Raw genomic sequence first — 24849 nt, 5'->3', positions numbered from 1 at the left:
GATCAGCCCTTCCCGCCGGTGAGGGCGACGGATTCGATGATCTGGCGCTGGAAGATGATGAACACGATCAGCACGGGCAGCAGGGCGATGAAGGACGCCGCCATGATCAGCGGGTAGTCGGTCTGGCTGGCGTACTGGGCGTTGAAGCTCGCGATCACCAGCTGCAGGGTCTGCTTCTCCGGCGTGTTCAGGTAGATGATCGGGGCCAGGTAGTCGTTCCAGACGGCCATGAACCAGAGGATGAACTGCGCCGCCATGGCGGGCCGGATGGCCGGGAAGATCAGCTTGAAGAAGATCTGCAGGTAGGAGGCGCCGTCGAGCTTGGCGGCCTCGATGATCGAGTCCGGCACGTTCTCGAGGTACTGCTTGAGGAAGAAGATCATGATGATGTTGCCGAACAGGCCGGGCACGATCAGCGGCAGCAGGGTGTCGACCCAGCCGATCTCGGCGAAGACCATGAACTGCGGGATCATGATGGTCGGGAACGGGATCATCAGGCCGGCCAGCAGCATCAGGAATGCGGCGTTCTTGAACGGCATCCGCATCTTCGCGAAAGCGAACGCGGCGATCGAGGAGGTGACCGATCCGACCACGGTGACGGTACCCGCCACGATCAGGCTGTTCCGGATACCGCTGAGCAGCGGACCGGCCGACCAGACCCGCAGGTAGTTCTCCCACACCATCGGGTCGGGGATCCACTGCGGCGGCAGCGAGAAGATCGCTTCCTGGGTCTTGATGGAGGTGGAGAACGTCCAGAGCAACGGGCCGATCATGACCACAGCGCCGATGGACAGGATGATCGTGACGATCACATTGCCGATCGAATAGCTGGTGGTGCGCGAGACGCCGCGCTTGCGGTTCGGCGCCGGGAGACGGCGGCCACCCGAGTTCGGCGGGAGTGCCCCGTCGGGGGCCAGGAGGGGAGCTGCGCTCGGGATGGAGCCGGGCAGGGAGGTTGATGTAGTCACGGTGGCGGCCTCAGTCGATCGAGAACTGGTTGCGGCGGTTGAGCCTGAATTGGATGACGGTGATCACGAAGATGATCAGACCGAGCACGATCGACATCGATGACGCGTAACCCATGTGCAGGTTGTTGAAGGCCTGCCGCCAGATGTACCAGACGATGGTCGCCGAGCTGAATTCCGGACCGCCCGTCGGGGTCATGATGTTGACCTCGATGAAGATCTGCGAGCCGCCGATGATGCTCGTCACCACGAGGAAGAAGGTGACCGGTCGAACCATCGGGAGGGTGATGTGGCGGAACTGAGCCCAGGTGCCGGCGCCGTCGAGCGCTGCGGCCTCGTAGAGGTAGCGCGGCACCGATTGCAGGGCGGCCAGGTAGAGCAGCATCGAGTAGCCCAGCCCCTTCCAGGTGGCCATGATGATCAGTGCCGGCTTGACGGTGTCCTTGTTCGCCAGCCAATTGGGTCCCTGAATGCCGAACAGATCCAGGACCTGGTTGACCAGGCCGAAGTCGCCGTTGTACGCCCACTGCCAGAGGATGGCGATGGCGGCGATCGAGGAGATCACCGGCACGTAGTAGACGGTGCGGAAGAATGTGGTGCCGCGCATCTTGCGGTTGAGCCCGAGGGCCAGCGCCATCGAGAGCACCAGGCCGATCGGGATACCGATCATCATGAAGAAGGTGTTCCACATGGCCTTGGCGAAGTACGGGTCGTTCCACATCTTGATGTAGTTGTCGATCCCGGTGAACTTCGGCGCGGCCAGCCCGTTCCAGGCCGTGAAGGAGGCGTAGACGGAGAACAGCAGCGGGTAGAGCGTGAAAAGCAGGAAGCCGATCAGGGGGATCGCGATGAACGCGAGGGCAACCTGGTGCTCGCGCCTGTGTAGTCGAGAGCGGCGCGGCTTGGTGCGAAGAGCTGTGGTGGACATCAGTGATCTTCCTTGACGTGATTCCATGAGCGGGGGGCCGGCCGGGGCCGGGGCCGGATGCCGCGGCCACGCGTAGAGAGCGCGACCGCGGCATCCGGGCGGTGTTAGCCGATACCGGCCTGGGCGTTGGCGTCGTCCAGGAAGGCCTGCATCTTGGGCTGCGCCTCCTTGAGGTAGTCGGCGGCGGTCTGCTTGCCGTCGAGGACCGGCTGGATATTGGTGAACAGCTCGTCGTACCACTCGGCGTTGTAGGTGTTGTTCGCCGGCAGCGCGCGACCGTAGTCGTTGACGATGTCGAGGAATTCCTGCTTGTTGGCCGGCTTGGTGGTCGAGTCGGCCACCCAGGTGTCGGCCATGTCCTTGAGGTTCGGGATCTGCACCCCGGCGTCGACCAGGGTCTGCTGCGCCGTGACGTCGGCGGAGAGGTACTCGACAAGCTTGGCCGACAGCTCAGGGTCCTCGGTGGTGCTGCCGACGGCGATGCCGAGCGAGCCGACCCAGGTGGCGGACTCACCGGTCTTGCCGGCCGGGTAGGGAATCAGGTCCCAGTCGAAGTCGAGCTCGGCGTAGGTGGAGACGTCCCACGGGCCCACCGGGAAGAACGCGATCTGGCCGCTCATCCAACGCTGGTAGGTGTCGAGGGTCTGCGCCTGCGCGGTGGAGGGGGTGACGCCCTCCACGTTGGACAGGTCCGCGAACCACTGCAGCGCCTCGGCGAACTCGGGCGTGTCGACGGTGACCTTGGTGCGGTCCTCGTTGAGGAAGTCGGCGCCGTTCGACCAGGCGAACGACTGCAGGCTCCACTGCACGTTGAGGCCGGTGCCCCACTGGTCCAGCTCGCCGTCACCGTTGAGGTCCTTGGTGAGCTGCTTGGAGATGTTGACGAACTCTTCGAGCGTCAGGGGAACGTCCACGTCGGGCAGCGGAATACCGGCGGCCTCGAACATGGTCTTGTTGTAGCCGAACGAGAACGGTCCGACGTCCTTGGGCAGCGCGTAGATGGCGCCTTCGCCGACCAGGCTGCCGTCGAAGCGGTAGCTGTCGACGCCGTATTCCCAGATGTTGTCGAGGTCGAGGGTGTCCGAATCTTCGACGTACTCGGTGATGTCGAGGACGACACCGTTGTTCACATAGGCCTGGATGTCGCCCTGCGCGATGTAGAACACGTCCGGGATCTGCTTGCCGGCGATGGCCGCCTTGAGCTTGGTGGCGTAGTCGTCTGCGGTGGTCGAGATGATCTTGACCTTGACGTCGTTAGCTTCTTCGAAGGCCTTGATGGCCGTCGTGTATGCGGCCTTCTCGTCTTCGCCGCCGCGGAACATGAATGTGAGCTGCTTCTCACCGGTGTCTGCTGCTCCTGCCGAGCATCCGCTGAGCAGAAGGCCGGTCGTAGCGATCATTGCTACGGAGGCGGCGATAAAACGTGACCTCTTCATCACGCAGTTCCTTCCCGATTGGCTGTGCTGTGAGTGGTGGATGCCACGGCCCGTCGGGTCGGACATCCGCGTCCTGAGTGTTTTACAACGTTGTAACAGTATGACAGGCTCGGTGCAGACGCAACGAATCCCGGCAAAAAATTCCAACGTTGCAATAAAAGTTATCGTCCCGTTACCGGCCGTGGCCGGGGCGGCCCACCGAACCGGAGCCTTCCGATGTCCCTCGAATTCCCCGCTGACCTGGCCATGCACGACACCGTCGCCCCGCTCGCCGACCGGCCTCCGATGGGCTGGAACTCCTGGGATTGTTACGGCACCACCGTCACGGAGGCCGAGGTGCTGGCCAACGCCGAGTTCATGGCCGAACACCTGCTGCGCTTCGGCTGGGACACCATCGTGGTCGACATCGCCTGGTACGACCCCGCCGCCCGCGCGGGCGGTTACAACGAGAAGCCCGGCATCGAGATGGATGCCTGGGGCCGCCAGCTGCCCGCCACCAACCGGTTCCCGTCGGCGGCCGCCGGCGCCGGCTTCGCCCCGCTCGCCGCCCGGGTGCACGCGCTCGGCCTGCGTTTCGGGCTGCACATCATGCGCGGGATCCCGCGGGCCGCGGTGGAGCGGGCCCTGCCCGTCTTCGATCGTGCCGGGGTGACCGCCGCCGACATCGCCGACCCGGCCTCGGCCTGCACCTGGAACCCGGACAACGTGGGCCTGAACCACGACCACCCCGGCGCGCAGGCCTACTACGACGCCCAGGTGGCCCAGTTCGCGGCCTGGGGCGTGGACTTCATCAAGGCCGACGACATGCTCGCGCCGTATCACTCCCGCGAAATCGACGCATACGCCCTGGCCATCGCCCGCTCCGGGCGCCCGATCACCCTCAGCCTCTCCCCCGGCACCGATCTCTCCCAGGCCCACCGCGAGCACCTGGCCGCAAACGCCGAGCTCTGGCGGGTGTCCGACGATCTCTGGGACCGCTGGGAGGACATCCTCGACCAGTTCGGCCGGCTCGCGCGCTGGGCGCCGCACCAGCGCCCCGGCGCCTGGGCCGACGCCGACATGCTGCCGTTGGGGCGCATCGGCATCCGGGCTGAACGCGGCGACGACCGGATGAGCCGGCTCACGCCGGACGAACAGCGCACCATGCTCACGCTGTGGTGCCTGGCCCGGTCCCCGCTGATGTTCGGCGGCGACCTGCCGTCCACCCCACCCCAGACCCTGGCCCTGCTCACCAACCCGGCGGTGCTGCGCATGCACCGCGACTCGCACGGCCAGCGGGAGCTCTGGCGGGAGGGCGACACCATCGTGTGGAGTTCGGTCGCCGGGGCCGAAGTCGAGGAGCCGGCGGCGATCTACGTGGCCGTGTTCAACACCGCGGACGCCGCCAGGGACATCCATCTGCCGTTGTCGGCGCTGGGCGCACCGGCCGGGGCGGCCACGGCCACCGACCTGTGGCACGGCGATCAGGTCGCGGTGACGAACGGCGGCCTCACCCTGCGCGTGCCGGCACACGGCTGCCGTCTTGTGCACCTCGACACCCCCCTCGAGCACCAGCCCAGTCAGCCTGCCGTCGACTCCCGGTCAATGACGGTGTAGTCGGCCAGGTAGACCTCGGGCACCCGCGGGGTCACGCCCTCCTCGATGCGCTGCACGAGCAGGCGCACCGCGGTGTCGGCGATCTCGTCGCGGCCGGGGTCGATGGTCGACAGGGTCGGCAGGGAGTACTTGGTCTCGTCGAGAGCGTCGAAGCCGATGAACATCACGTCTTCCGGCACCCGCAGCCCGGCCACCTGAGCCACCCGCATGGCACCGAGCGCCAGGGTGTCGTTGAGCCCGAACACCGCATCGAAACTGACGCCGGTGTCGATCAGGGCGCGCATCGCCTCGGCGCCGTCCGCCCGGTGCCACCGGCCCACGTTGCAGATCAGGGCCGGGTCGAACGGGATGCCGGCCTCGGCGAGGGCCTCGCGGTAACCCTGCACACGCAGCACGGCAGAGCCCACCACCTCGCCCTCGTGCGCGCCGATGATGGCGATCCGGCGCCGGCCCCGGCTGATCAGGTGCAGGGTCGCCGCCTTCGAGGCTTCCACGTTGTGCATGGTGACGTGGTCAACGGGTCCGCCGAAGACCCGCTCACCGAGCAGCACCATCGGGTAGCCCACGTTGAGCATGGCGGCATCCTCGGTGCTCAGGCCCAGCGGGCTGAAGATCAGGCCGTCGGTCAGCTGTAGCCGCGGGCTCGAGAGCATGGCGATCTCGCGGTCGCGGTCACCGCCGCCGGTCTGCTCGAGCAGCACCACCAGGTGACGGCGCTCGGCGGCCTGGATGATCGCATCCGCCAGCTCAGCGAAGTAGCTGAGGCTGAGCTCGGGCAGGGCCAGGCCGATCACACCGGTGCGGCCGGAGCGCAGGCTGCGTGCCGAGATGTTGGGCTTGTAGCCGAGCTCGTCGATGGCCGCGCGCACCCGCTCCCTGGTCGCGGGCCGGATGTGCTGAAAGTCGTGGACCACATTGGAGACGGTCTTGATCGACACCCCGGCGAGCGCCGCCACATCGCGCAGTGTTGCTGCCATTTCGCTCCCTGTCGGTCAGTGCCGCGAACAGTCCGTGCGCGCGGTCGCGGTCGCGGCTCCGGGCGGCCACACGCCGTCCTCGGCGCGTCGGTATGCTCACGTCCGAACTTACCGCCTTCATTACAACGTTGCAGCCGTCTGGCGGCTCTGGCGCGGTCCATTCCCGGCGGGGCATCGCCCCTTTCCGGCGCCGCGCCCCTCGCGGCACACGCCAGCCCCGGCGGCACGCGCCAGTCCCGGCGGCACGCGGTAGAACCCCTGCCGCCGCGAAGGACACCTGCCCGCGGGAAGAAAGTGGTCCGCGAGAAGTGGCGGACTCTCGCCGACGCCACGAGCACCGTCCCGATCCCGTCGACCCTGCCGCCCGGCACCCGTAGCCAGCGGGCCGTCACCCACTCGGACCGCCCCGGATCCGCGTGGGTAGGCTGGATGGGTGAATGCCTACGCCTCCGCACCCGTCGACCCCGAATCCACCGCAACCCTCGCCGAACGCGGCCTGAGACTGGCGGTGCTCGACGCCGACGACGAGGCGGGCCTGAAGCGTTGGCTGCTGGCGGATGCCCGCGGCTTCCACGAGGTCACGCCCACCGAGGGCACCCTCGAGGTGCAGGTCGAGGACATCGCCACCGACAGGGTCACCGGCGTCTGGGACGCCTCGCAGGCAGACCCGGAGACCCCGGTCGCCACGATACGGTCCTGGGAGATGGGCCTGACCGTGCCCGGCGGCACCGCCCTGGGCACCTGGGCGATCAGCTCGGTCACCGTCTCCCCCACCCACCGCCGCCAGGGCATTGCCAGGGCCATGCTCACCTCGGAGCTCCGCACCGCCCGGCGGCTCGGCCTGCCGATCGCCATGCTCACGGTCTCCGAGGCGACCATTTACGGCCGGTACGGTTTCGGACCGTCGGCTCGGCAGTCCTCGTACGTCGTCGACACCCAGCGGGCCCGCTGGACCGGCCCCACCCCGGCCGGCCGCGTTCAGTTCGTCAGCCCGGAATCGCTGCTCGCCGACGGCCCCGCCGTCTTCGAACGCACCCGCGATCGCTCCCCCGGCGAGGTCGACCGTCGCGAGATCTGGTGGAAGCGCACCCTCGGCCTGCTGCCGAACGAACCCGACGCGCACAAGCGCGGCATCCGCGCGGTGCGCTACGACGACGCCGACGGCGCCATCGCCGGATTCGCGCTCTACGAGATCGCGCTGCAGAACGTCAGCCACCCCGGCCAGCTCAAGCTCGTCGACCTGGTCGCGGCCACCGACGACGCCTATGCCGCGCTCTGGCGGTTCGTGATCGAGATGGACATGGTCAACGAGATCAACGCGGGCCTCCGCAGCGTCTCCGAGCCGGTGGCCTGGCAGGTCTCCGACCACCGCGCCGTGCGCAAGACGAGCGAACGCGACCACCTCTGGCTGCGCATCCTCGACGTTCCGGCGGCGCTCGGTGCCCGCAGCTACGCCGCGCCGGGCGACTACCTGCTCGACGTCGCCGACGACCTCGGCTTCGCCCAGGGTCGGTTTCTGCTCACCGTGGCCGCCGACGGGTCGGGGCAGGCGCATCCGCTCACCGGCACCGCCCCGGCCGGCTCCGTCGAGGTGGCCCTCTCGGCAGCGGACCTGGCGTCGCTGTACCTCGGCGGCACGAGCGCGGTCGACCTCGCTCGCGCCGGCCGGATCACCGAGAAGTCCCCGGATGCCGCCATCCGGCTGGACACGGCGCTGCACTCCGCCTACGCCCCGCACCTGAGCACCTGGTTCTAACCGCTCGCTCCCGGCGCACCCCGATCTGGTCCTAGGCTGATCTGGGTGCCCGGCTCCGGCTGCCCTCCCAGCTAGCTCACAGCACCCGGCAACCGGCCTCATAGGCCGGGTCGATATCGTCGGGGTGAGAACCAGTCCCGACGAAACGGCACAGATAGCCCATGAACTCAAAAATCCCCGGCCAGGCGCTCCCCCCGAAGAAGGATCGCCGTGAGGTCGCGCGCGAGACCGCCCGCATCCAGCGGGAGGAGCAGAAGAAGCGCGAGACGCGCAACCGCTGGTTCCTCCGCGGCGGCATCGGCCTGGCCCTGGTGGCCGTGGCCGCCATCGTCGCCGTCCTGATCGTGGGCAGCGTCAAGCCGCCCTCGCCCGGGCCGCTCAACATGGCCAGCGACGGCATCCTGATGCAGGGTGACGGCACCACCATCAGCGCCGTGACGACCGCGGCGACCGCGGCCGACGCCGAGCCAGTGCCCACCGATGTGAGCGAGCTCACCAGCACCGTGAACATCGCGGTCTACCTGGACTACCTGTGCCCGTACTGCGGCCAGTTCGAGACCACGAACGGCGCCCAGCTGACCAGTTGGCTCACCGCGGGCAACATCACCCTCGAGACGCACCCGATCTCGATCCTCGACCAGTCCTCGAGCGGCAGCAAGTACTCCACCCGGTCGGCCACCGCCGCCGCCTGCGTGGCCAACTACCAGCCGGACAGCTTCCTCGACGTGAACAGCGCACTGTTCGCGAACCAGCCCACCGAGGGCACGACCGGCCTCAGCAACGCCGAGCTCGTCAGCCTGGTGGAGGAGGCCGGCGTCACGGACGAATCCGTGGCCAGCTGCATCACCGACCAGGAGTTCGCCGACTGGGTGGGCGACGCCACCGACCGCGCTCTGGACAACCCGCTGCCCAACACCGACATCGGCGCGCTCACCGGCACCCCGACGGTCCTCGTGCAGGGCGTCAAGTATGAGGGCGACCTCGGCGACGCGGCAGCCTTCGAGGCGTTCGTGTTGGAGCAGGCCACCGCGACGACCGACACCGGCGAGTAGCCACTGCCCGCGCGGACTCCCGCGACGGCATCCAGCTCGGCTACTGTGGCCGGTGCGGACAAGTGCACCCGGCACACCGGGCGCAGAAGTCCGCACCGGCCACAGTTGTCGTCCCCGCAGAAAAGCGGATGCGAGCGGGTGACCGCGCTGTGGGACCCGAAGGAGACGGTATGTCGCACGAAGTCCCGGCCGACCGGCACCCGGCCAGGCCGCGCGTCTATGGGGCCACCGTCGATGCGAACACTAGGTGCGTGCACTACGCCGGGCCCACCGACATCGTCGCGATCAGGTTCCGCTGCTGCGACAGGTTCTACCCGTGTTTCCAGTGTCACGCCGACGCCGAATCGCACCCGGCAGCGCAGTGGGCGCCGGCGGAGTGGGCCGAGCCGGCGATTCTCTGCGGCGCGTGCGGGCAGACCCTCACGATCGAGGTCTACAGGTCCGTGTCAGCCTGCCCGGCGTGCGGGTCGGCCTTCAATGACGGATGCCGTCTGCACGCCCACCTGTACTTCCAGGTGCCGCCGCCGTCGCCCTGACTCCCGGCCACGGCGACCGGCGCCGCCTGGAGCCCCGGGGTGGGTTACATCGGCCCCGCGTGCTCGGTCAGCCAGGAGTACGGGTCGATGGCGGTGACGCCGTTGAGGTGCAGCTCCAGGTGCAGGTGCGGTCCGGTGCTCTGGCCCGTGCTGCCGACGTTGCCGATCACCTGACCGGCCGTGACGGACTGGCCAACACTCACGGCGGCGGAGCCGGCGAGCATGTGCCCGTAGGTGCTGGTGACGTTCTGACCGTCCACGACGTGATCGATCATGACGTGCACGCCCAGGCCGCCATTGTCGTACGCGGTCACCGAGCTCACGACGCCGTCGGCGACGGAACCGATCGGGGTTCCCTGGCCGGGGTTCATGTCGAGACCGTCGTGGAAGGTCGAGCATCCAGCGCAGGGCGCCGAGCGCGGGCCGTAGCCGTCGGAGATGCGGATGGAGCCGGGGAACGGCCAGCGCACGCTCGCCCCGGCGGGGGCGGCGGCAACGGCGGTTGGCGCGGCCGCGGCGGCGGGGGCGACGACCACGGGTGGTGGCGGCGGCGCGACCTCCTTGGCCGTGAAGGTGTCCACCTGCACGGCGACGGGCGCTGCGGCGGTCACGCTGATGCTCTGCGCCGGTGCCGCCTCGGCCTGGGCCACCCTGGCGGCGGACGCCTGAACGGCGCTGGCCGGAGCACCGTCGGCATCCACGTATGCGGCCTGCGCGGGCAGCGCACCGGCCGTGGTGAGCAGCACCACAAAGGTCATGGCGGTGACGGCGGTGACCTGTCGGCGGTGGGAGGGCGGCTTGATGAATCCGCTGCGCCTACGCATAGGACTCCCCGGCCGAAACGTGAGCGAGGGTGTGCACGGTGCAAATGGACATGGCAAAAGCTTTCTGGTCGATGCGGGATCAGGATGCGGATCCACCAGGCCTCGAAAGGGTCACTCACCGGCAGCGGCACGCGCCAGGTGACAGGGCCGGCCGGATAGGGCGTGGAGCGGGCGGGAACCGTGAAGGTGGCACCGCCGAATGGGAATCCAGCACACGGCGACGACGTCGGCCCCGCGCGCAGGTAAATGACGTTACGTCACGTTTCTGGGTAAACCGTGTGTATGCATGCGTACGCACGCATCGGTGGGGTGTCGCTAGGGTCGTCCGGCGCGGAGGGCCAGGCCGCCGACCGGCAGGATCACCAGGCCGGCCGCGCACAGCAGGGCGATCCACTCACCGGTGGCCAGGCTCACCCAGAGACCGAGGCCGAGAACCACGACGCTCCACAGCCAGCCGAACAGCGAGCTGCGGCGCGCGGCGTGGTCGGGGGCGATTGTCATGCCTTCACTCTACAAAGCGCGGCTGGGTGGTTCCAGTGCACCCGACGGCTCAGACGGTGACGACCGACTGGGCCAGGGCGTCGAGAGCGCCGGGCACCAGCCGGTAGTACGCCCAGGTGCCGCGCTTGTCCCGGGAAAGGATCCCGGCATCCACCAGCACTTTGAGATGGTGGGACACCGTGGGCTGGCTGAGGCCGAGGGGTTCGGTGAGGTCGCAGACGCAGGCTTCGGCGTCGTCGTGGGCGGCGACCATCGAGATCAGCCGGAGCCGGGCCGGATCGGCGATGGCCTTGAGCGTCTTCGCGAGCTTTTCCGCGCCGTCCGCTGCGAGCGCTTGGCGGGCGGGCGGCGCGCAGCATTCGACCACCGCGGGGGCCTGCAGGAGTTCGACGTTCACCATCCCCCCATTCTGACACGCGAATTGACATCCATCGATGCTGTCGCCACACTCAATATCGACGTTCATCTATTTCTCAGCCGTGACCGATGGAGCACCATGACATCCGCCGACCAGCCCGCCCCTGCCGCCGCGCAGCTCGGCACCACCGATCGGTTGCTGCCGGTCTGGATTCTCCTCGCGATGGGGCTCGGGCTGCTGCTCGCCGTCTTCGCACCCGGCGTCGGCGACCTCCTGCACGCCTTCTCGATCGGCTCGGTGAGCGTGCCGATCGCGGTGGGCCTGCTGGTGATGATGTATCCGGTGCTCGCCAAGGTGCGGTACTCGGATGCCCGCGCCGTCGCAGGCGACCGGCGCCTGCTGGTGTCCTCGCTGGTGCTGAACTGGCTCGTGGGCCCGGCGCTGATGTTCGCGCTGGCCTGGGTCTTCCTGCCCGACCTGCCCGAATACCGCACCGGGCTGATCATCGTGGGTCTGGCCAGGTGCATCGCCATGGTGCTCATCTGGAACGACCTGGCCTGCGGCGACCGGGAGGCCGCGGCGTTCCTCGTGGCGATCAACTCGGTGTTCCAGGTCATCGCGTTCGCCGCCCTCGGCTGGTTCTACCTGCAGGTGCTGCCGGCCTGGCTCGGCCTGGCCACGACCAGCGCCGAGTTCTCCATCTGGGCGATCACCGCGAGCGTGTTGGTGTTCCTCGGAATTCCGCTGCTGGCCGGCTACCTCTCCCGCCGCATCGGCGAGGCCACCCGTGGCCGCGCCTGGTACGAGAGCCGGTTCCTGCCGCGGGTGGGCCCGTTCGCGCTCTACGGACTGCTCTTCACGATCGTGTTGCTCTTCGCCCTGCAGGGTCAACAGGTCATCGACCGGCCGCTGGACGTGGTGCGCATCGCCCTGCCGCTGCTGGTCTACTTCGCGGTGATGTTCGGGGCGGGCTTTCTGGCCGGCCGGCTGGTCGGGCTGTCGTACGCCCGCACGGCCACGCTGGCCTTCACGGCGGCGGGCAACAACTTCGAGCTGGCCATCGCGGTGGCCATCGGCACGTTCGGCGCCACGAGCGGTCAGGCCCTGGCCGGCATCGTGGGCCCACTGATCGAGGTGCCGGCTCTGATCGCCCTGGTCTACGTATCGCTGTGGCTGCGCCCGAAGCTGTTCGGCCACGAGCCGGCGCCCCGGGCGGCAGCATCCGGCGAACCGGCATCCACCAAGGCGGCGGCGCCGACCGCCGTCTGACCCGTCCGTGCCGGCGGAGCAGGCTCAGCCGCGGGTCACCTGGATCTTCGACGTCGTCTGCTCGCGCTCGGCGACGGGCACGCGCACCTCGAGCACGCCGTCCCGATAGCTGGCCGAGACGTCGGAGTCCTTGCTGCCGCTGGGCAACGGGATGTCGCGGGCGAAGGAGCCGTAGCGGAATTCGGTGCGGTAACCGCCCTTCTCCTTGTGTTGGCTGGTCTCCTGGCGTTCGGCCTGGATGTGCAGGACCCCGTCGGACACCGAGATGTCCACGTCCTTGTCGGGGTCGATGCCGGGCATCTCGGCTTTCACAACGAGGGTGTCACCCTCCTGGTATTCCTCCACGCGCAGGGCTGCGGACTCCCAGTCGCCCTCAAAAAAACGTCGCACCGAGTCGGGCAATTCGAATCGGTCGCGGCGCGCTACTCCACCAGCCATGATGCATCTCCTTGGGTTCGGCCTGTTTTCGCTGCACAGAGTACCCCCGCGCCGTGGCCCGCGCAGGCCGTGCGGCGGGCGCTAGATCAGCTGCGCCGCGCGCAGATCGGCCTTCAGCCGCGGGGTCAGCGGGTCGACGATATCGTCGTACTCGCGATGCCCGCGGAGGTAGGCGGCCGTGAACGGGCACAACGCCACAATCCGCAGCCCGCGCGCCCGCACATCGGCGAGCGCGGCCGCCACCAGCGTCGACGCGAGCCCCTTACCGGACTGGTCCATGCTGATCTCGGTGTGCACGAACACCCGCTGCTCGCCGTGGTCGGCGTAGACGGTGTGGCCCACCTGCACCCCGTCGAGCAGCAGCAGGTACCGGCGCTCATCCTCGACGAGTTCGACGCTGCGCTGCTCGCCGGCACCGGGCTGACTCTCGCCATGTGTGGGGATGCTCATCCCCCCAGTCTGCCCAGCGTGCCGACGGATGCAACCCCTCGCGGCTGCCCATCCGGCGCTATTCGGTGGTCGGCACCGCGCCGGCCGCCGCCGCGGCATCCGCACCCGCCTGAGCGACACTGCGCCGCGCCCGCCGGTAGGTCGACCGCTTCGGCTGCTCCTTGAGCTGGCGGCGCACATCGTCGAGAATCTCGGTGACGGTCATCAGGTCGGCATGGCTGAGCCTGTCGAAGAGCATCTCCCGCACCAGGTCGACGTAACCCGGGATGCCCGTCCGCAGCAGGTCGAGGCCCGCCGGAGTGATGTGGGCGATGACCGACCTGTCGTCGTCGGGGGCCGGCTGCCGAAGCACCAGCTCCTTCCGCTCCAACTGGCCGACCTGGTAGGTCAGGCCACTGCGGGAGACCGTGAGCGAATCGGCGATGTCGGTCATGCGCCGACCATCGGTGCCGGCTTCGCCGATGCGCAGGAGAATCTCGAACTGCGCGAGGGTGAGGCCCACGGAGTCGCGCAGATTGCGGTCGGCCGCGTACTGCACGATGTTCGACGTCTCGAACAGGGCCGCCCAGGCACGCATCTCATCGGCCGAGATGGATGGTTCGGGAATTCCCATGGTCGGTCCTCCGTTAGGGTGAGAAAGAAGTTGTTTCGAATACGAAGCACTTGTCGGCTCGGTGTCAAACACTGCGTGTTGACGACTGAGTCCAGTGTGCTCCGCTCTACCCGAAAGAAGACAATCATGACCAACGCCATTTACACCGCATCCGCCACCTCCTGGGGTGGACGCACCGGCAAGGTCGTCACCAGCGACAACAAGCTCGACCTCGACCTGTCCATCCCCAAGGACATGGGCGGCGACGACGGACCCGGCACCAATCCCGAGCAGCTCTTCGCCAGCGGCTGGGCGGCCTGCTTCCACAACGCCCTCAAGGCCACCGCCCGCCAGAACAAGGTCGACGTGTCGGAGTCCGCCGTCACCCTCACGGTCAACCTGGTCGGCAGCATGGCCACCGGCCTCGACTTCGAGGTCACCATCGAGGCCCAGATCCCCGGCGCAGACCCGGCCACCGCGCAGGCCGCCATGGAGGCCGCACACGCGGTCTGCCCGTACTCCCGCGCCACCCGCGGCAACATCGCCGTGAAGCTCACCGTCGTCACCGACGAGGACTAGCCGACACCTTCGCTTCTGCGTCCCGTGCGGACAATTGCGTCCGGCACACCGGCAACAATTGTCCGCACGGGCACCAGTTGCGCCACCGGCAGGCTCTACCCCCAGACGTCGGCCATCTCCGCGGGCAGGGTCCGCAGCACGTCCCACCGTTCGGGCACCACCAGGCTCGGCAGCACGAACGACCACATCTCCACGAGCCGCTGCATCAGGTCCGCCCGGCCGGTGAGCACGCCGGAGACCACCTGCACACCCGTGAACGCGGGGCTGATGAACCGGGCGGCGGCGGCGACATCCACGTCGGCGCGCACGTCGCCGTCGACGATCGCGCGCCGCAGCAACAGCTCGCAGGCCGCGATCCAGTCCTCGTATGGCGTCACGACGGGCACCGACAGGTTGCTCGATTCCATCGTCAGGCGGATGCCGGCCCGCGACACCGGATCGTCGCGCACCTGCTTGCCCAGCTCGAACGCCATCCGCAACAGCACGTGCAGGCCGGGCTGCTCGCTGTGCAACAGCTCGTCGCCGAGCCCGAGCGCCCGCTCATGCTGGGCGTCGATGACCGCCAGGGCCAGCGCCTCCTTCGACGCGAAGTGGAAGTACAGCGCCCCCTTGGTGAGCCCGGCCGCGACACAGATATCCGCCATCGAGGCACCGCCGTAGCCCGTAGCGCCGAAGACATCGGCGGCGGCGCGGATGATCGCGGCCCGGGTTTCCACGGCGCGGGCCTGCTGGGTCACGACGCTCCTCGACTGGAGCCGGGCGCCCGGCGCGGCACCGAGACCAATTCCGACGTCGTCACACCTGAAAGCATACCGTTTGGTATGCTTCCGTTAGGCCGGGCGAGCATTCCGGGGGGAACCTGTTTTCCCGGCCGACGACCACCGCACGACCGCACCACCCGCCCCGCGCCGCCGCCGGGCACCATCTGCCGGGATCGAGGGGAATCCGACGAATGAACAGCATAGGAATACTCAGCACCGCCTGGCAGGGAACGCTCGGGCGCACAGATGTCCTGGACGGCGGCGCGATAGACGGCGCCACGCTGGGCGCTCTGATCGGCGTGACGCTCATCGTCCTGGCCGGCCTGGGCGCCCTCGTCCTCATTGTGGCCGCCCTCGCGCAGGTGGTCCGCGCCGTGCACCTGAGCGAACCGGCCCGCACCCGATGGGTGTTGACCGTGGTCTTCGCACCGGTGTTCGGCGCCCTCGCCTGGTTCGCGGTGGGCAACCGGCTCCAGGCCGGCTGACCCGCGCTAGGCAGTCCCGCTTCCGCGGGTCAGGAGCGGGGCCGCACCACGAGCACCGGGCAGTCCGCGTGCCGCACGCACTGCTCACTGACCGAGCCGAGCAGCATCCCGGCCAGTCCGCCGCGCCCGCGGGAGCCGACCACCAGCATCCGGGACCCCCGCGAGACCTCGATCAGAGTCTTGGCCGGCCCGCCCAGCGCCACCCGGTACTCCGCCGTGAGCCCCGGATGCTCGGCGACGACGGCCCGGGTGTCGTCCACGAGGCGATCCCGCACCGCGCCCGCGTAGTCCGAGTACGACGACACATAGCCGAACTCCCAGTTCGCCGGGCGCGGAGCCGTGTCAATGGTCCAGGCCCGCACGATCGTCACCGGCACCTTCAGGTCGGCGGCCAGGTCGAGAGCCATGGTCAGGGCGTGATCGGCGTCGGCCGATCCGTCGTGCCCGACGACGATGCCCGTGCGCGGGCCGGGCTGCTGTGCCGGTTGCGCGGCCGCTTCGGCGTGCACCGCCGCCGCGTCGCCCGCATCGGGCCGCGGGTCCTTGCCGGTGTCAGCGTCCATGGTGACCTCCTGCCGCGGAAGGCGGAGCGTCCGACTCTGCGGTTCCCTCCCATTCAACCGTCCCGAGCCTGCCGCCGGAAGAGCGCGGGACATCTCGGGCGAGAATTCCGGCCTCCTCCGCCGCCGAGCCGCGCCGGCGCGGCCTCTCGCAGCCGCCTCCCACCCGACGTCCGAACGCCTTCGATAGTCTCGGGGGATGAGCTTCTTCGAGCGCCACCGTTTGTCCGCGCTCGCGACGGCTGCCGTTCTCGTCGTCGTCCTGGCCGGAGCGGCCCTCGTCAGTGCCGCCCTGCGCGCCGAACCCGCCACGGCGGCCCCCACCGCGCCCATCGCCACGAACACGATCGACCTGGCCGGCTTCGAGCCGGGCCGCATCGTCAGCGACTACACGTTCTTCAACGCCGACGCCATGACCGAGCAGCAGGTGCAGTCGTTCCTGCTGTCGCGCAGCTGCATCCGCACCGACAGCTCGCCCTGCCTCTGGGAGTACCGCGAGAGCACCGTCGACCAGCCCGCCGCGGGTGCCGGCCACTGCGCCGCCTACCCGGGCGCCGAGAACGAACACGCGAGCACCATCATCAGCAAGGTCGCCGAGGCCTGCGGTATCAGCCCCCGGGTTCTGCTGGTGCTGTTGCAGAAGGAGCAGTCCCTGCTCAGCCGGCCCACCGAGTCCGGCTACCTGCGCGCCACCGGCTACGGCTGCCCCGACACGGCGGACTGCGAGACCGAATACTTCGGTTTCTTCAACCAGGTCTACAACGCGGCCTGGCAGTTCCGTCAGTACACCCAGGAGCCCGAGCGCACCTACAAGATCGGCGACACCGAGGTGGGCTACAACCCCGACGCCGCGTGCGGTGCGAGCACCGTCGACATCCAGAACCAGGCCACCGCCAACCTGTACAACTACACCCCGTACCAGCCCAACGAGGCGGCCCTCGCCGACCCCGACAGTGATGGCGACGGATGCTCCACCCACGGCAACCTCAACTTCTGGCTGTTCTACACGGCCTGGTTCGGCTCCGGCAACCCCGACCCGTACCCGGATGCCCTGGGCTCCTGCCTCAACTACGCCCACGGCCAGCCCTGCCGGGTGCCCGAGCTGATCCCGTCGCTTTAACCCCACCGCACGCTTAGGAGGAACCATCGTGGACGTCCCCGCCGGCCGCCATCTCGTCTACCAGACCAGCCTGATGAGCGCCCTGCTCGACGGCATCTACGACGGTGACACCACCGTGGCCACCCTGCTCGCGCACGGCGACTTCGGACTGGGCACCTTCAACGCGCTCGACGGCGAGATGCTGATCCTCGACGGTGTCTGCTACCGGATGCGGGTCGACGGCACGGTGGCACCCGCCGCGCCCGGCGACCTGACCCCGTTCGCGGTGGTCACCGAGTTCGTCCCCACGGTCACCATCCCCGTCACCGGGCCTACCACCCGCGATCAGGCGGTGGCGCTGATCAACGAGACCCTGCAGAGCGCGAATTACCTGTACGCGGTACGGCTGACCGGCGAGTTCGAGTGGGTGCGGGTGCGGGCTGTGCAGCGGCAGGAGAAGCCGTACCTGCCCATGTCCGAGGCCATCCGGGGCGAGAAGACCCTGGAGTTCGGCCGTTCCACCGGCGTCGTCGCGGGGTTCCGCACCCCGCTGTACGGGCAGGGCATCGGCGTGCCCGGCGGGCACGTACACTTCGTCGACGCCGACCGGCAGCACGGCGGCCACGTGCTCGACTTCGCGTTGCTCTCGGGCACCATCGAGATCTGCATCGGCACCGACCTGCACCTCGAACTGCCGCTCACACCCGAGTTCAAGAACGCGGACCTCAGCCCGGACAATCTTGCCGACCAGATCGAGCAGACCGAAAACCACCGCTGAGCAAACCGACCCGGTCAGGTCCTCGTCACGTGGCCCGGCCAGAGCGCCGCATCCAGCCCACGTTCGAGCTTGGCGATGGTCTCCATGTCCGGCCAGGCCCGCCCATCCTGGATGCCGATCAGGGTGGCGTGGTTCACGCCGCAGGCCTCGGCGGCATTGCGGATGCTCCGCGAACCGATGGCGCGGCGCAGGTTGCCCGCGAACACCCGCGCGACCTCGCCGATGGCGTCGCTGGCCGGGCCATCCGGCCACTCGTCAACCAACTCGTTCGGCTTCAAGCGCATGGTGCGTGACATTCCCCCAGCGTAGGCCGCTCCGGCAGGCGGGCGGGCCGCCCGAACGGCGATTACGGGGTCCACCACGGCCGCAACGGCAGGTCGCCGGCAGCGCCCGGTTTGTCGGGCCTGGCCATCAACACCTGGTGCAACTGGATGCCATTGTTCTCGAACCCGAGCCGCGATCCAGCCATATACAGACCCCACACTTTCGCGGTGGGGAGCCCGACCTCGGCGACCGCCTCGTCCCAGTGCTCGACGAGATTGGCGCACCAGTCGCGTAGCGTCAGCGCGTAGTGCTGCCGCAGGTTCTCTTCGTGCAAAACCTCCAGACCGGCGTCCTGCGCCTCGCTGATGATCCGGCCCGACCCTGTGAGCTCCCCGTCGGGGAAGACGTAACGATCGATGAATCCGCGCGGCCGGGGTGGTGTGTGGTTCTCCGGCCAGGTGATGGCGTGATTGAGCAACAGCCCGCCGGGGCGCAGCCGGGACTGCAGAAAGCCGAAGTACGACGGATAGTTGCGCACGCCGATGTGCTCGAGCAGCCCGATCGACGACACCGCGTCGTAGCCGGTTTCCGTGACATCGCGATAGTCGGCGTAACGGACCTCGGCCAGATGGCCCAGGCCCTCGTCTGCGATGGCCCGCTGCGCCCAGCCGGCCTGCTCGGCCGAGAGCGTCACACCGGTGGCTCGAACGCCGCGGCGGGCGGCGTAGCGCACCATGCCGCCCCAGCCGCAGCCCACGTCGAGCAACCGCTCGCCCGGTGTCAGCCGCAGCTTTTCGAAGACGAGTCGGTACTTGTTGTCCTGCGCCTGATCGAGGGATGCGCTCCCGCTCGGGTAACAGGCGCAGGTGTAGGTCATAGACGGCCCGAGAACCCACTCGTAGAAGGTGTTCGAGACGTCGTAGTGGTGGTGGATCGCTTCGGCATCCCGGGTCTTGCTGTGCCGAAGCCCCCCGGTGACCCTGCGCCACCGGGGCTGCGCTTCCTCGGGCGGCGGCGCGATCGGGCGCAGGTGCCGGGCGCCGATGGAGCGGATCATGTCGACCATCGTCCGTGCCGGTGGGCGCGTGAAGACGAGGCTGTCGGCGAGGGCCTTGAGCAGCTCATAGGGGTCCCCCGGGTGCACCCCGCGGATGTCGAGGTCGCCGGCGATGTAGGCGCGGGCAAAGCCGAGGTCGCCGCGGCCGGTGGCCAGGTAGCTCGTGCCGCGGGGGGTTCTCAGATCCAGCCCGAACGACGCGTCCGTCGGTCCGGTCGAACTCCCGTCATAGGCCGTGAACCGCAGCGGCAGCCGGCCGCCTGCCAAAATCTCCAGCACCTCGGCGAGGGTGTACTTCCCCGCCGATTCGGCTCTCCCTGGTGTCTCCGTCAGCGAAGTCGACTTCGTCGAGCGTTCCCGGTACGTGGTCATCGTCGTTGCACCGCCTTGGCATAGAGGTCGAGGAGACGTGAATCAGGGTCAAATCTGTTCTTCACTGCCCGGTAGTTGTCTCCGCCGTAGAGTTCGTCGAACTCCTCCCGGGAGTAAAAGGAGTCGGAGTACAACGACTTATGCCCGGTGACATCACGGACCGCACGTTCGATCAGGCGGTTCGTCTCCCCCTCGGTGGACCCGACCGGCACCGTCGACCAGAAGCCGACGTTCACGTAGTTCTGGCGCGGCCCGATCGGGTAGAGCGGCCAGCCGTTGTCATCCTGCAACCGCAGCGGGCACAGCCAGATCGGCGTGATCGGCACGGTGTCCAGGAACCAGTCCAGAAACTCCGCGCACCGCTCTATCGGCACCTCGATGTCCTGAACGACGCGCTCGCGGGGCGGCCGGCCGCCCAGTTTCTCGATGCGATCGCCGATGTGGAATCGTTGTTCGTATTTCATCAGCTTCCCGTAGACGCTGCTGCGCCGGTAGCGTCGCGGCCACAACCGGCGGACCCGCGGATTCTGCGCTCCGAACGCCGCCGAACACCAGAACCAGTCGGTGTCCCAGCGCCAGAGGTAGTCGTGGATGGTGAGACGGTCGTCCGTCACCCCGTTATCGTGCTGGATGGAGCGATAGTAGATCTGTTGGCCGGTGTAGTCACTGACGGGGCCGGGCGCACTGGTCTTCCTACCGAGGCAGAGATAGCTTTCCGCCGCGTTGAACACCACGCCGTCGAGGTAGTCGACCACGTCACCGTCGAACATCCCGGTCTCGATGATGCCGTGCATGGCCCGGATCAGGTCGACGAGCGAGTGGAACCGCAGATGGCTGAGCGCGACGAACGGTTTCACGGGTTCGAGCTCGATGCGCAAGCGCACCGCGTAACCCAGGGTCCCGTACGAGTTGGGGAAGGCCCGGTACAGATCCGCGTGCTCGGTGGGCGAGACGGTGAGCACCTCCCCCGTGCCGGTGAGGATGTCCATCTCCAGCACCGACTCGTGCGGCAGGCCGTTGCGGAACGACGTCGACTCGATGCCGAGGCCGGTGACTGCGCCGCCGAGCGTGATGGTCTTCAACTGCGGCACCACCAGCGGCGCCAACCCGTGGGGCAGCGCCTGGGCGACGAGGTTGTCGTAGGTGCACATGCCGGCCACGTCGGCCGTCCGCGCCTCTTCGTCTATCGCGATGACTCCCGTCAGCCCGGAGGTGTCCAGGCCCGGCACGGTGTTCTTGGCGCGCGCCCGGAACAGGTTCGACGTTGGCTTGGCCAGCCGAATCGGGGCCCCGTCGGGGACGGCCCGATAGCTCTCGAGTAGGCGCTGCACGCCGGCGGCGTGAGCGCGCTTCGCGTCGACAAGAGCGGGCACGCCCACACGATAGCCCGCGGTCGCCCCTGACGCGACGGGGATCTGCACAATCACGCAGAAAGGGCGGATGCCGAAGCACCCGCCCTTTGTCGTTTCGCAATTTAGTTGTCAGTATTCGCATGTAATTGTCAGTGAATTCAGGCGCGTCCGGGCCCTGTTTTTCGCGAATTAGTTGTCACAACCCTGCAAACCACTGTGGGCAGGCCTGAATTCCTCTTCTAGTCCCCGCTGCCTCGCCGCTCGAGTGCGTCAAGCAGCTCCACTGCAGAGAGGAAGTTCCAGAATATCCAATCGGCGAACTCATGGCCATAGTCTTCCTTCTGGCCGACATTTCTGTGACGAAGTTGGAAGTTGTTCGCGATGTTGAACAGGTCCTGCTCGTCCTTCTTTAGGTGAACCTTCAACGTTTGCCGGCGGGCCTCGAGATTGCTGGCAATCAGCGTGATGGCAGCGCGCTTGACAACCAGGCTCGCGCCTCGACTCCGAAAATCACCAATCGCATGAGCTACCTCCTCGCCGGGTTCATTCCGCGCCGCTACCTGTGACTCCACTAGGTCCTGAAGTGGCGGGCTGAACTCTCGGACGAGCCTGCCCAACTCGTCGCCTCTTGCTGCCAGCCGCAAGGGCACGTTGTGGTCTCGGAGGAGCTGATTTACTCGCCAGCGATAAATGGTGCGTCCCGCGGTAGCGTCATAATCGGAATAGTCACGTCCGCATCCGCCATAGCTGTGAGTCGAAAATATCTGCGGACGCTGGGCTTGGTCATGAAAGTACTCGACGAGGGAGTAGAGGACGTCCTCAGACACCGCCTCCGGGCATTGAGCCAGCTCCCCCCAAACAACGGGAATTCGAATCGCGCTGCTTATTTTCCTCGAAATCCACTCATCCGAAGGGTTGTCTGAATCCGGGCACCATTTAGGCATAACTTTCGGCGTGTATCCAGTCTCGGAGAGATTCTTAACGAGGTCGAAGAAGTGCCCTGCGAAGCCAGTAAAAGGCTCATTACTGTCATCCGGCTGATGCACGTTGTTCCGCTGGGCCCAGTATCGCGGCGGCTGAAAGGAGCGAAGTCGTCTCTTGTCATTCAGCAGTGCAGTAAACCACTCTTGTGCAGAAGAGTCGTTAGTGTGCGGTTCTGAAGTCCAGATGAAGGACGCCGGCCCCATCCGGCGGAACTGCTCGGCAACGTCAGCGTCTTCAAATGCTTCCTCGAGCAGGAACGCAATCTTGTCGGCCGGAAATTCACTGTCGGCATCAAGAATCCGTTTGGCTTCCCATTCGAAAAGCTCGCGGGGCCATGAAAGCGCGTACGTCGGTTCAGCCACGTTTTAACTCTAGAGCGAGGCACCGACATCCTCGCAACGAAAGCCGACGTGCCAGCGGAGGTAGTCGGTGTATTCCCTGCAGTACCTGTCAGGGCGCATCATCCGAATCTCGGTTTGGTAGGGCTTTCCACATGGGCAGGTAAACCAGGCTTGCTGGGCCGACCCCGGGTGCACGTCTGCTGCAGTACGTTCACCGTTCATGGTCGGATGCCACCGGGCCGCTACTTTTGGTTTCACACTGGCAAAGTCGGTTATACCTGCCACTATGCTCCGGCCAGTGCATTTTGTGCAGCCGATTCCGAGCTTTGTCCGAACGGCAACCACACATCGGTAGTCGTGACCGTTCGGGCAGAGCCACCAAACTTTCCCCTGTGCCTGGGGAAGGAGGTTCTCCGCACGTAGCTCACCGTTGAGTGTCGGATGGAGTTCGGCTGCAATCGCTGGATAAACTGTTCCTAGGTCCGTGGCCCCCGGCAGCACCCGCCGTGACGTGCAGGCCGGACAGTTGCCATCCCGACGCTGTCTGTCGGCAACCGTCGAGCTGAAATGGTGCCCTTCTTGGCAAGTCCACCAGACGATGTCATGCCATTCCACGATTTTCGCGGGCGGCTCGGGCGTGGAGTTTCGTTCGGGGTCCCACTGTTGCGCAAAATGCGGATACTTCTGCCGCAAGTCGATAGCAGCACGAAGCCGATGCGGGTCTCTGCACTCTGGGCAGCCTGGGTGCAGTTTGAAGTCGATGATTGGCTTTGGGAATTCGTGACCTTCGTCGCAAAGCCACCATGCCTCGAATGCCGACCCGACGGACACAGTGCAAAGTTCACGTGGCGCGTTCTTGGTGGGGTGCCAGAACGCTGCGATGGTCGGGTCGGTTGTGGCCAAATCGTTGAGCCCAACGACCGGGCGGTTCCCGTTGCAGTAAGCGCATACTGCGCGCCCAAACCCGACCTTCGTCGTGCAGTTTGAGTTTGTCACGTGACCGTCAGGACATATCCAACTACACGGCTCGCTGTCCCCGCTCCTGAGGATTTCGAACGCTTTGCCTTCGCTGTGCCACCAGAACTCCATGCGCAGGTCATTTTGTATGTCGCGTAGGGACTTGGACCGGCGCGGGTTTGTCGCACGCTCGTAGTGGGGTGCGATGTACATGGGCGAATCTGGAATGTTGAATCCAGGGAAGCCGGGCGCCACCCCGGAACGACGCCGCGGCCAACTTGCGTAATCGACCATGTCTAAGCCTCATTCCACCGATCGGCTGAGGTTGGGAGTCGTGTTCTGATTTGAGTTGCGGCGGCGTGCTGGGGCGTGGTTGTGCGCTGAGCCTCGCTGCTCGTGGTGTTCCACTTGGGTTCCAGGTCGTGCCGGGTCGGGGCGGTCGGGTCAGGTCGGGGTGGGGCTCGGTGGTGCGAAGGCGTGGTCGAAGAGGTGGGTCCAGCCGGTTTCCCAGGGCCAGTTCTCGGGCAGGTGCAGCGTGACGCGCCGGGCTGACGAGGCGATCCTCGCGGGGATATTGATCAGTTTTCGGCGGATGGTCGCGGTCGTGGCCCGGGCCAGGCCGGTGCCGGCTGTTGCCGCAGCGGCGCGGGTGAGGTTGAAGGCAATCACGGCCAGCACCAGCCAGGCCGCATTGGCTGCGAATACACCGGAGGGCATGTGGGCCAGGGCGCTGTTCTTCAGGTCGGAATTCACGAGCTCGATTGCCGCGTGAGCGCGATGGGTTGTATCGGCGGTGACCGTGTCCAGGGTGCTGGTGGTGAAGAACGCGTGGAAGCGGTGCAGGTCGAAGAGCGTGGCCTGGCCGGCGAGTTTGTGTTTGTTCAGTTCCGGGATCCGGCGCACGACGAGGCGACCGTTGATGTGGTCCGCTTTCTTCCGTGAGCTGAATGCAGTGTAGGGGATCTCGGCGACTTCAGCGTCGGAGATCCAGGTTCGGGTGTCCTCGTCGTAGATCGCGTGCGTGTACTTGATCGGCGTCCACCCGGCCGCCGGGATGGCCGCGATGCGCCTCCTGACGGCGGAATCCAAGCGGGCGGTGACGGAGACGTCCGCGCCGCCAGCCAGGGCGGCGTGGATAGCCGCGAAGGTGTAGAACGCGGAATCGGCGCGGAACAGGATCCGGGCTGCACTCATCCCTGGCAGGCGGCGGAGGGTTGCGAGGGCATCTCGGATCAGGCGGGTCGCGCCGTGCGGGGACGAGCAGGCGCCCCGGCGGAGGCGTTGAGCGAGGACGATCGGGGCGCCGCTGACCGTCTTCGCTGTGGCGAAGATCGCGTTGAGCCCGCGGACCCCGGAGTAGCCGAAGCTGGCACCTTGTTTCTGGTGCCCGTGGACCTCGATGATCGTGTCATCCACGTCCACGAACACATAGTCGTCAGGTTCCGGGATGATCAGCGGGCCAAGGGCGGCGAGGCTGATCAGGAACCGGGACGCGATCGCGTCCAGCTGACGCACATGGCCGAACGTGAACGCGCGCAGGAACGACCCCAGCGTCGACGGCGCGTAGAGGTGGGCAAAGAGC

27 protein-coding genes are annotated in these 24849 nt (G+C 67.3%); 9 read left to right on the top strand and 18 right to left on the bottom strand.

Translation table 11 applies throughout. The features are described 5' to 3' along the window. Nucleotides 1–2: 2 nt before the first annotated feature. The 3 genes from RCH12_RS01755 to RCH12_RS01745 form a co-directional block, all read right to left on the bottom strand. Nucleotides 3–968 (bottom strand): carbohydrate ABC transporter permease, encoded by a 966-nt coding sequence (locus RCH12_RS01755; protein ID WP_327015860.1) that lies wholly within the window; start codon nt 966–968, stop codon nt 3–5. Between the two features lie 10 nt (nt 969–978). Continuing rightward, a complete protein-coding gene (locus RCH12_RS01750; protein WP_165789153.1) occupies nt 979–1893 on the bottom strand; it encodes a carbohydrate ABC transporter permease in 915 nt (304 codons plus the stop codon). Between the two features lie 104 nt (nt 1894–1997). Further along, nucleotides 1998–3329: an ABC transporter substrate-binding protein gene (locus RCH12_RS01745; protein ID WP_103432783.1), complete on the bottom strand. Its 1332-nt coding sequence runs from the start codon at nt 3327–3329 to the stop codon at nt 1998–2000. Nucleotides 3330–3545: 216 nt separating this feature from the next. On the opposite strand from RCH12_RS01745, the gene RCH12_RS01740 reads away from it, so the two are divergent. Beyond that, entirely contained in the window at nt 3546–4925 is a 1380-nt protein-coding gene (locus tag RCH12_RS01740) for a glycoside hydrolase family 27 protein (protein WP_327015859.1), read from the top strand. On the opposite strand, the gene RCH12_RS01735 is transcribed toward RCH12_RS01740, so the two are convergent. Further along, nucleotides 4889–5902 carry a LacI family DNA-binding transcriptional regulator gene (locus RCH12_RS01735; protein WP_103432784.1) on the bottom strand — a complete coding sequence of 338 codons (1014 nt, stop codon included), beginning with the start codon at nt 5900–5902 and terminating at the stop codon, nt 4889–4891. The genes RCH12_RS01740 and RCH12_RS01735 overlap by 37 nt on opposite strands. A gap of 433 nt (nt 5903–6335) precedes the next feature. Between RCH12_RS01735 and RCH12_RS01730 the strand changes: the two genes are divergently transcribed. The 3 genes from RCH12_RS01730 (at nt 6336) to RCH12_RS01720 (ending at nt 9246) form a co-directional block, all read left to right on the top strand. Continuing rightward, nucleotides 6336–7658, top strand: coding sequence for a GNAT family N-acetyltransferase (locus RCH12_RS01730; RefSeq protein WP_327015858.1), 1323 nt, complete (start codon nt 6336–6338; stop codon nt 7656–7658). A gap of 161 nt (nt 7659–7819) precedes the next feature. Continuing rightward, nucleotides 7820–8710, top strand: coding sequence for a DsbA family protein (locus RCH12_RS01725; RefSeq protein ID WP_327015857.1), 891 nt, complete (start codon nt 7820–7822; stop codon nt 8708–8710). Between the two features lie 170 nt (nt 8711–8880). Continuing rightward, the gene (locus RCH12_RS01720) at nt 8881–9246 is read left to right on the top strand and encodes a CHY zinc finger protein (RefSeq protein WP_327015856.1); all 366 of its coding nucleotides are present in this window, start codon (nt 8881–8883) and stop codon (nt 9244–9246) included. A 44-nt stretch (nt 9247–9290) separates the two neighbouring features. On the opposite strand, the gene RCH12_RS01715 is transcribed toward RCH12_RS01720, so the two are convergent. The 3 genes from RCH12_RS01715 to RCH12_RS01705 all read right to left on the bottom strand — a co-directional run bounded on the left by RCH12_RS01715 (nt 9291) and on the right by RCH12_RS01705 (nt 10971). Continuing rightward, on the bottom strand, nt 9291–10070 hold the full coding sequence (locus RCH12_RS01715; RefSeq protein ID WP_327015855.1) for a M23 family metallopeptidase: 780 nt from the start codon (nt 10068–10070) through the stop codon (nt 9291–9293). Between the two features lie 315 nt (nt 10071–10385). Continuing rightward, complete coding sequence (locus tag RCH12_RS01710; protein ID WP_327015854.1) at nt 10386–10571, bottom strand: hypothetical protein; 186 nt, start codon at nt 10569–10571, stop codon at nt 10386–10388. Between the two features lie 49 nt (nt 10572–10620). After that, nucleotides 10621–10971: an ArsR/SmtB family transcription factor gene (locus RCH12_RS01705; RefSeq protein WP_103432790.1), complete on the bottom strand. Its 351-nt coding sequence runs from the start codon at nt 10969–10971 to the stop codon at nt 10621–10623. A gap of 96 nt (nt 10972–11067) precedes the next feature. On the opposite strand from RCH12_RS01705, the gene arsB reads away from it, so the two are divergent. Next, entirely contained in the window at nt 11068–12198 is a 1131-nt protein-coding gene (gene arsB / locus RCH12_RS01700; RefSeq protein ID WP_103479852.1) for an ACR3 family arsenite efflux transporter, read from the top strand. A 24-nt stretch (nt 12199–12222) separates the two neighbouring features. Here the strand turns inward: arsB and RCH12_RS01695 are convergent, their stop codons facing one another. From RCH12_RS01695 to RCH12_RS01685, 3 genes are all read right to left on the bottom strand, one after another. Next, nucleotides 12223–12636: an Hsp20/alpha crystallin family protein gene (locus tag RCH12_RS01695; RefSeq protein WP_327015853.1), complete on the bottom strand. Its 414-nt coding sequence runs from the start codon at nt 12634–12636 to the stop codon at nt 12223–12225. 81 nt (nt 12637–12717) lie between these two features. After that, on the bottom strand, nt 12718–13086 hold the full coding sequence (locus RCH12_RS01690; RefSeq protein ID WP_103432792.1) for a GNAT family N-acetyltransferase: 369 nt from the start codon (nt 13084–13086) through the stop codon (nt 12718–12720). Nucleotides 13087–13144: 58 nt separating this feature from the next. Continuing rightward, nucleotides 13145–13699, bottom strand: coding sequence for a MarR family winged helix-turn-helix transcriptional regulator (locus tag RCH12_RS01685; RefSeq protein WP_103432793.1), 555 nt, complete (start codon nt 13697–13699; stop codon nt 13145–13147). Nucleotides 13700–13825: 126 nt separating this feature from the next. On the opposite strand from RCH12_RS01685, the gene RCH12_RS01680 reads away from it, so the two are divergent. Next, the gene (locus RCH12_RS01680; RefSeq protein ID WP_174776277.1) at nt 13826–14257 is read left to right on the top strand and encodes an organic hydroperoxide resistance protein; all 432 of its coding nucleotides are present in this window, start codon (nt 13826–13828) and stop codon (nt 14255–14257) included. 95 nt (nt 14258–14352) lie between these two features. Here RCH12_RS01680 and RCH12_RS01675 read toward each other — a convergent pair whose 3' ends face one another. Further along, entirely contained in the window at nt 14353–14994 is a 642-nt protein-coding gene (locus tag RCH12_RS01675; RefSeq protein WP_103432794.1) for a ScbR family autoregulator-binding transcription factor, read from the bottom strand. A 215-nt stretch (nt 14995–15209) separates the two neighbouring features. Between RCH12_RS01675 and RCH12_RS01670 the strand changes: the two genes are divergently transcribed. Beyond that, a complete protein-coding gene (locus tag RCH12_RS01670) occupies nt 15210–15503 on the top strand; it encodes a PLDc N-terminal domain-containing protein (RefSeq protein ID WP_103432795.1) in 294 nt (97 codons plus the stop codon). Between the two features lie 29 nt (nt 15504–15532). Here the strand turns inward: RCH12_RS01670 and RCH12_RS01665 are convergent, their stop codons facing one another. After that, nucleotides 15533–16066: a universal stress protein gene (locus RCH12_RS01665; protein WP_327015852.1), complete on the bottom strand. Its 534-nt coding sequence runs from the start codon at nt 16064–16066 to the stop codon at nt 15533–15535. A 196-nt stretch (nt 16067–16262) separates the two neighbouring features. Between RCH12_RS01665 and RCH12_RS01660 the strand changes: the two genes are divergently transcribed. Next, the gene (locus RCH12_RS01660) at nt 16263–17183 is read left to right on the top strand and encodes a hypothetical protein (protein ID WP_327015851.1); all 921 of its coding nucleotides are present in this window, start codon (nt 16263–16265) and stop codon (nt 17181–17183) included. 28 nt (nt 17184–17211) lie between these two features. Continuing rightward, nucleotides 17212–17940: an acetolactate decarboxylase gene (gene budA, locus RCH12_RS01655; RefSeq protein ID WP_327015850.1), complete on the top strand. Its 729-nt coding sequence runs from the start codon at nt 17212–17214 to the stop codon at nt 17938–17940. Between the two features lie 14 nt (nt 17941–17954). On the opposite strand, the gene RCH12_RS01650 is transcribed toward budA, so the two are convergent. The 6 genes from RCH12_RS01650 to RCH12_RS01630 all read right to left on the bottom strand — a co-directional run. After that, the gene (locus tag RCH12_RS01650) at nt 17955–18236 is read right to left on the bottom strand and encodes a hypothetical protein (RefSeq protein ID WP_327015849.1); all 282 of its coding nucleotides are present in this window, start codon (nt 18234–18236) and stop codon (nt 17955–17957) included. 50 nt (nt 18237–18286) lie between these two features. Continuing rightward, complete coding sequence (locus RCH12_RS01645; RefSeq protein ID WP_327015848.1) at nt 18287–19633, bottom strand: class I SAM-dependent methyltransferase; 1347 nt, start codon at nt 19631–19633, stop codon at nt 18287–18289. Continuing rightward, entirely contained in the window at nt 19630–21006 is a 1377-nt protein-coding gene (locus tag RCH12_RS01640; RefSeq protein WP_327015847.1) for an FAD-binding oxidoreductase, read from the bottom strand. Before RCH12_RS01640 ends, RCH12_RS01645 begins: the two co-directional genes overlap by 4 nt. Before the next feature lie 218 nt (nt 21007–21224). Further along, nucleotides 21225–22331 carry a hypothetical protein gene (locus RCH12_RS01635; RefSeq protein WP_327015846.1) on the bottom strand — a complete coding sequence of 369 codons (1107 nt, stop codon included), beginning with the start codon at nt 22329–22331 and terminating at the stop codon, nt 21225–21227. A gap of 9 nt (nt 22332–22340) precedes the next feature. After that, nucleotides 22341–23399 (bottom strand): zinc-ribbon domain-containing protein, encoded by a 1059-nt coding sequence (locus RCH12_RS18535; protein WP_442784550.1) that lies wholly within the window; start codon nt 23397–23399, stop codon nt 22341–22343. A 312-nt stretch (nt 23400–23711) separates the two neighbouring features. Next, nucleotides 23712–24849: IS1380 family transposase (locus tag RCH12_RS01630; RefSeq protein WP_327015845.1), on the bottom strand; the 1138-nt coding region annotated here is incomplete at its 5' end.

Origin of the sequence: Cryobacterium sp. MP_3.1 (assembly GCF_035984795.1) — a bacterium.
GTDB lineage: Bacteria > Actinomycetota > Actinomycetes > Actinomycetales > Microbacteriaceae > Cryobacterium > Cryobacterium zongtaii.
Note: the sequence above shows the minus strand (reverse complement) of the source record. Positions and strands in the feature narration are given on the sequence as shown.

Excerpts from the sequence above, each read along its gene's own strand:
- RCH12_RS01750 (WP_165789153.1), bottom strand. The coding sequence starts at position 1,893 with ATGTCCACCACAGCTCTTCGCACCAAGCCGCGCCGCTCTCGACTACAC.
- RCH12_RS01745 (WP_103432783.1), bottom strand. The coding sequence starts at position 3,329 with ATGAAGAGGTCACGTTTTATCGCCGCCTCCGTAGCAATGATCGCTACG.
- RCH12_RS01740 (WP_327015859.1), top strand. The coding sequence starts at position 3,546 with ATGTCCCTCGAATTCCCCGCTGACCTGGCCATGCACGACACCGTCGCC.
- RCH12_RS01735 (WP_103432784.1), bottom strand. The coding sequence starts at position 5,902 with ATGGCAGCAACACTGCGCGATGTGGCGGCGCTCGCCGGGGTGTCGATC.
- RCH12_RS01725 (WP_327015857.1), top strand. The coding sequence starts at position 7,820 with ATGAACTCAAAAATCCCCGGCCAGGCGCTCCCCCCGAAGAAGGATCGC.
- RCH12_RS01720 (WP_327015856.1), top strand. The coding sequence starts at position 8,881 with ATGTCGCACGAAGTCCCGGCCGACCGGCACCCGGCCAGGCCGCGCGTC.
- RCH12_RS01715 (WP_327015855.1), bottom strand. The coding sequence starts at position 10,070 with ATGCGTAGGCGCAGCGGATTCATCAAGCCGCCCTCCCACCGCCGACAG.
- RCH12_RS01710 (WP_327015854.1), bottom strand. The coding sequence starts at position 10,571 with ATGACAATCGCCCCCGACCACGCCGCGCGCCGCAGCTCGCTGTTCGGC.
- RCH12_RS01705 (WP_103432790.1), bottom strand. The coding sequence starts at position 10,971 with ATGGTGAACGTCGAACTCCTGCAGGCCCCCGCGGTGGTCGAATGCTGC.
- arsB (WP_103479852.1), top strand. The coding sequence starts at position 11,068 with ATGACATCCGCCGACCAGCCCGCCCCTGCCGCCGCGCAGCTCGGCACC.
- RCH12_RS01695 (WP_327015853.1), bottom strand. The coding sequence starts at position 12,636 with ATGGCTGGTGGAGTAGCGCGCCGCGACCGATTCGAATTGCCCGACTCG.
- RCH12_RS01690 (WP_103432792.1), bottom strand. The coding sequence starts at position 13,086 with ATGAGCATCCCCACACATGGCGAGAGTCAGCCCGGTGCCGGCGAGCAG.
- RCH12_RS01685 (WP_103432793.1), bottom strand. The coding sequence starts at position 13,699 with ATGGGAATTCCCGAACCATCCATCTCGGCCGATGAGATGCGTGCCTGG.
- RCH12_RS01680 (WP_174776277.1), top strand. The coding sequence starts at position 13,826 with ATGACCAACGCCATTTACACCGCATCCGCCACCTCCTGGGGTGGACGC.
- RCH12_RS01670 (WP_103432795.1), top strand. The coding sequence starts at position 15,210 with ATGAACAGCATAGGAATACTCAGCACCGCCTGGCAGGGAACGCTCGGG.
- RCH12_RS01665 (WP_327015852.1), bottom strand. The coding sequence starts at position 16,066 with ATGGACGCTGACACCGGCAAGGACCCGCGGCCCGATGCGGGCGACGCG.
- RCH12_RS01660 (WP_327015851.1), top strand. The coding sequence starts at position 16,263 with ATGAGCTTCTTCGAGCGCCACCGTTTGTCCGCGCTCGCGACGGCTGCC.
- RCH12_RS01650 (WP_327015849.1), bottom strand. The coding sequence starts at position 18,236 with ATGTCACGCACCATGCGCTTGAAGCCGAACGAGTTGGTTGACGAGTGG.
- RCH12_RS01645 (WP_327015848.1), bottom strand. The coding sequence starts at position 19,633 with ATGACCACGTACCGGGAACGCTCGACGAAGTCGACTTCGCTGACGGAG.
- RCH12_RS18535 (WP_442784550.1), bottom strand. The coding sequence starts at position 23,399 with ATGGAGTTCTGGTGGCACAGCGAAGGCAAAGCGTTCGAAATCCTCAGG.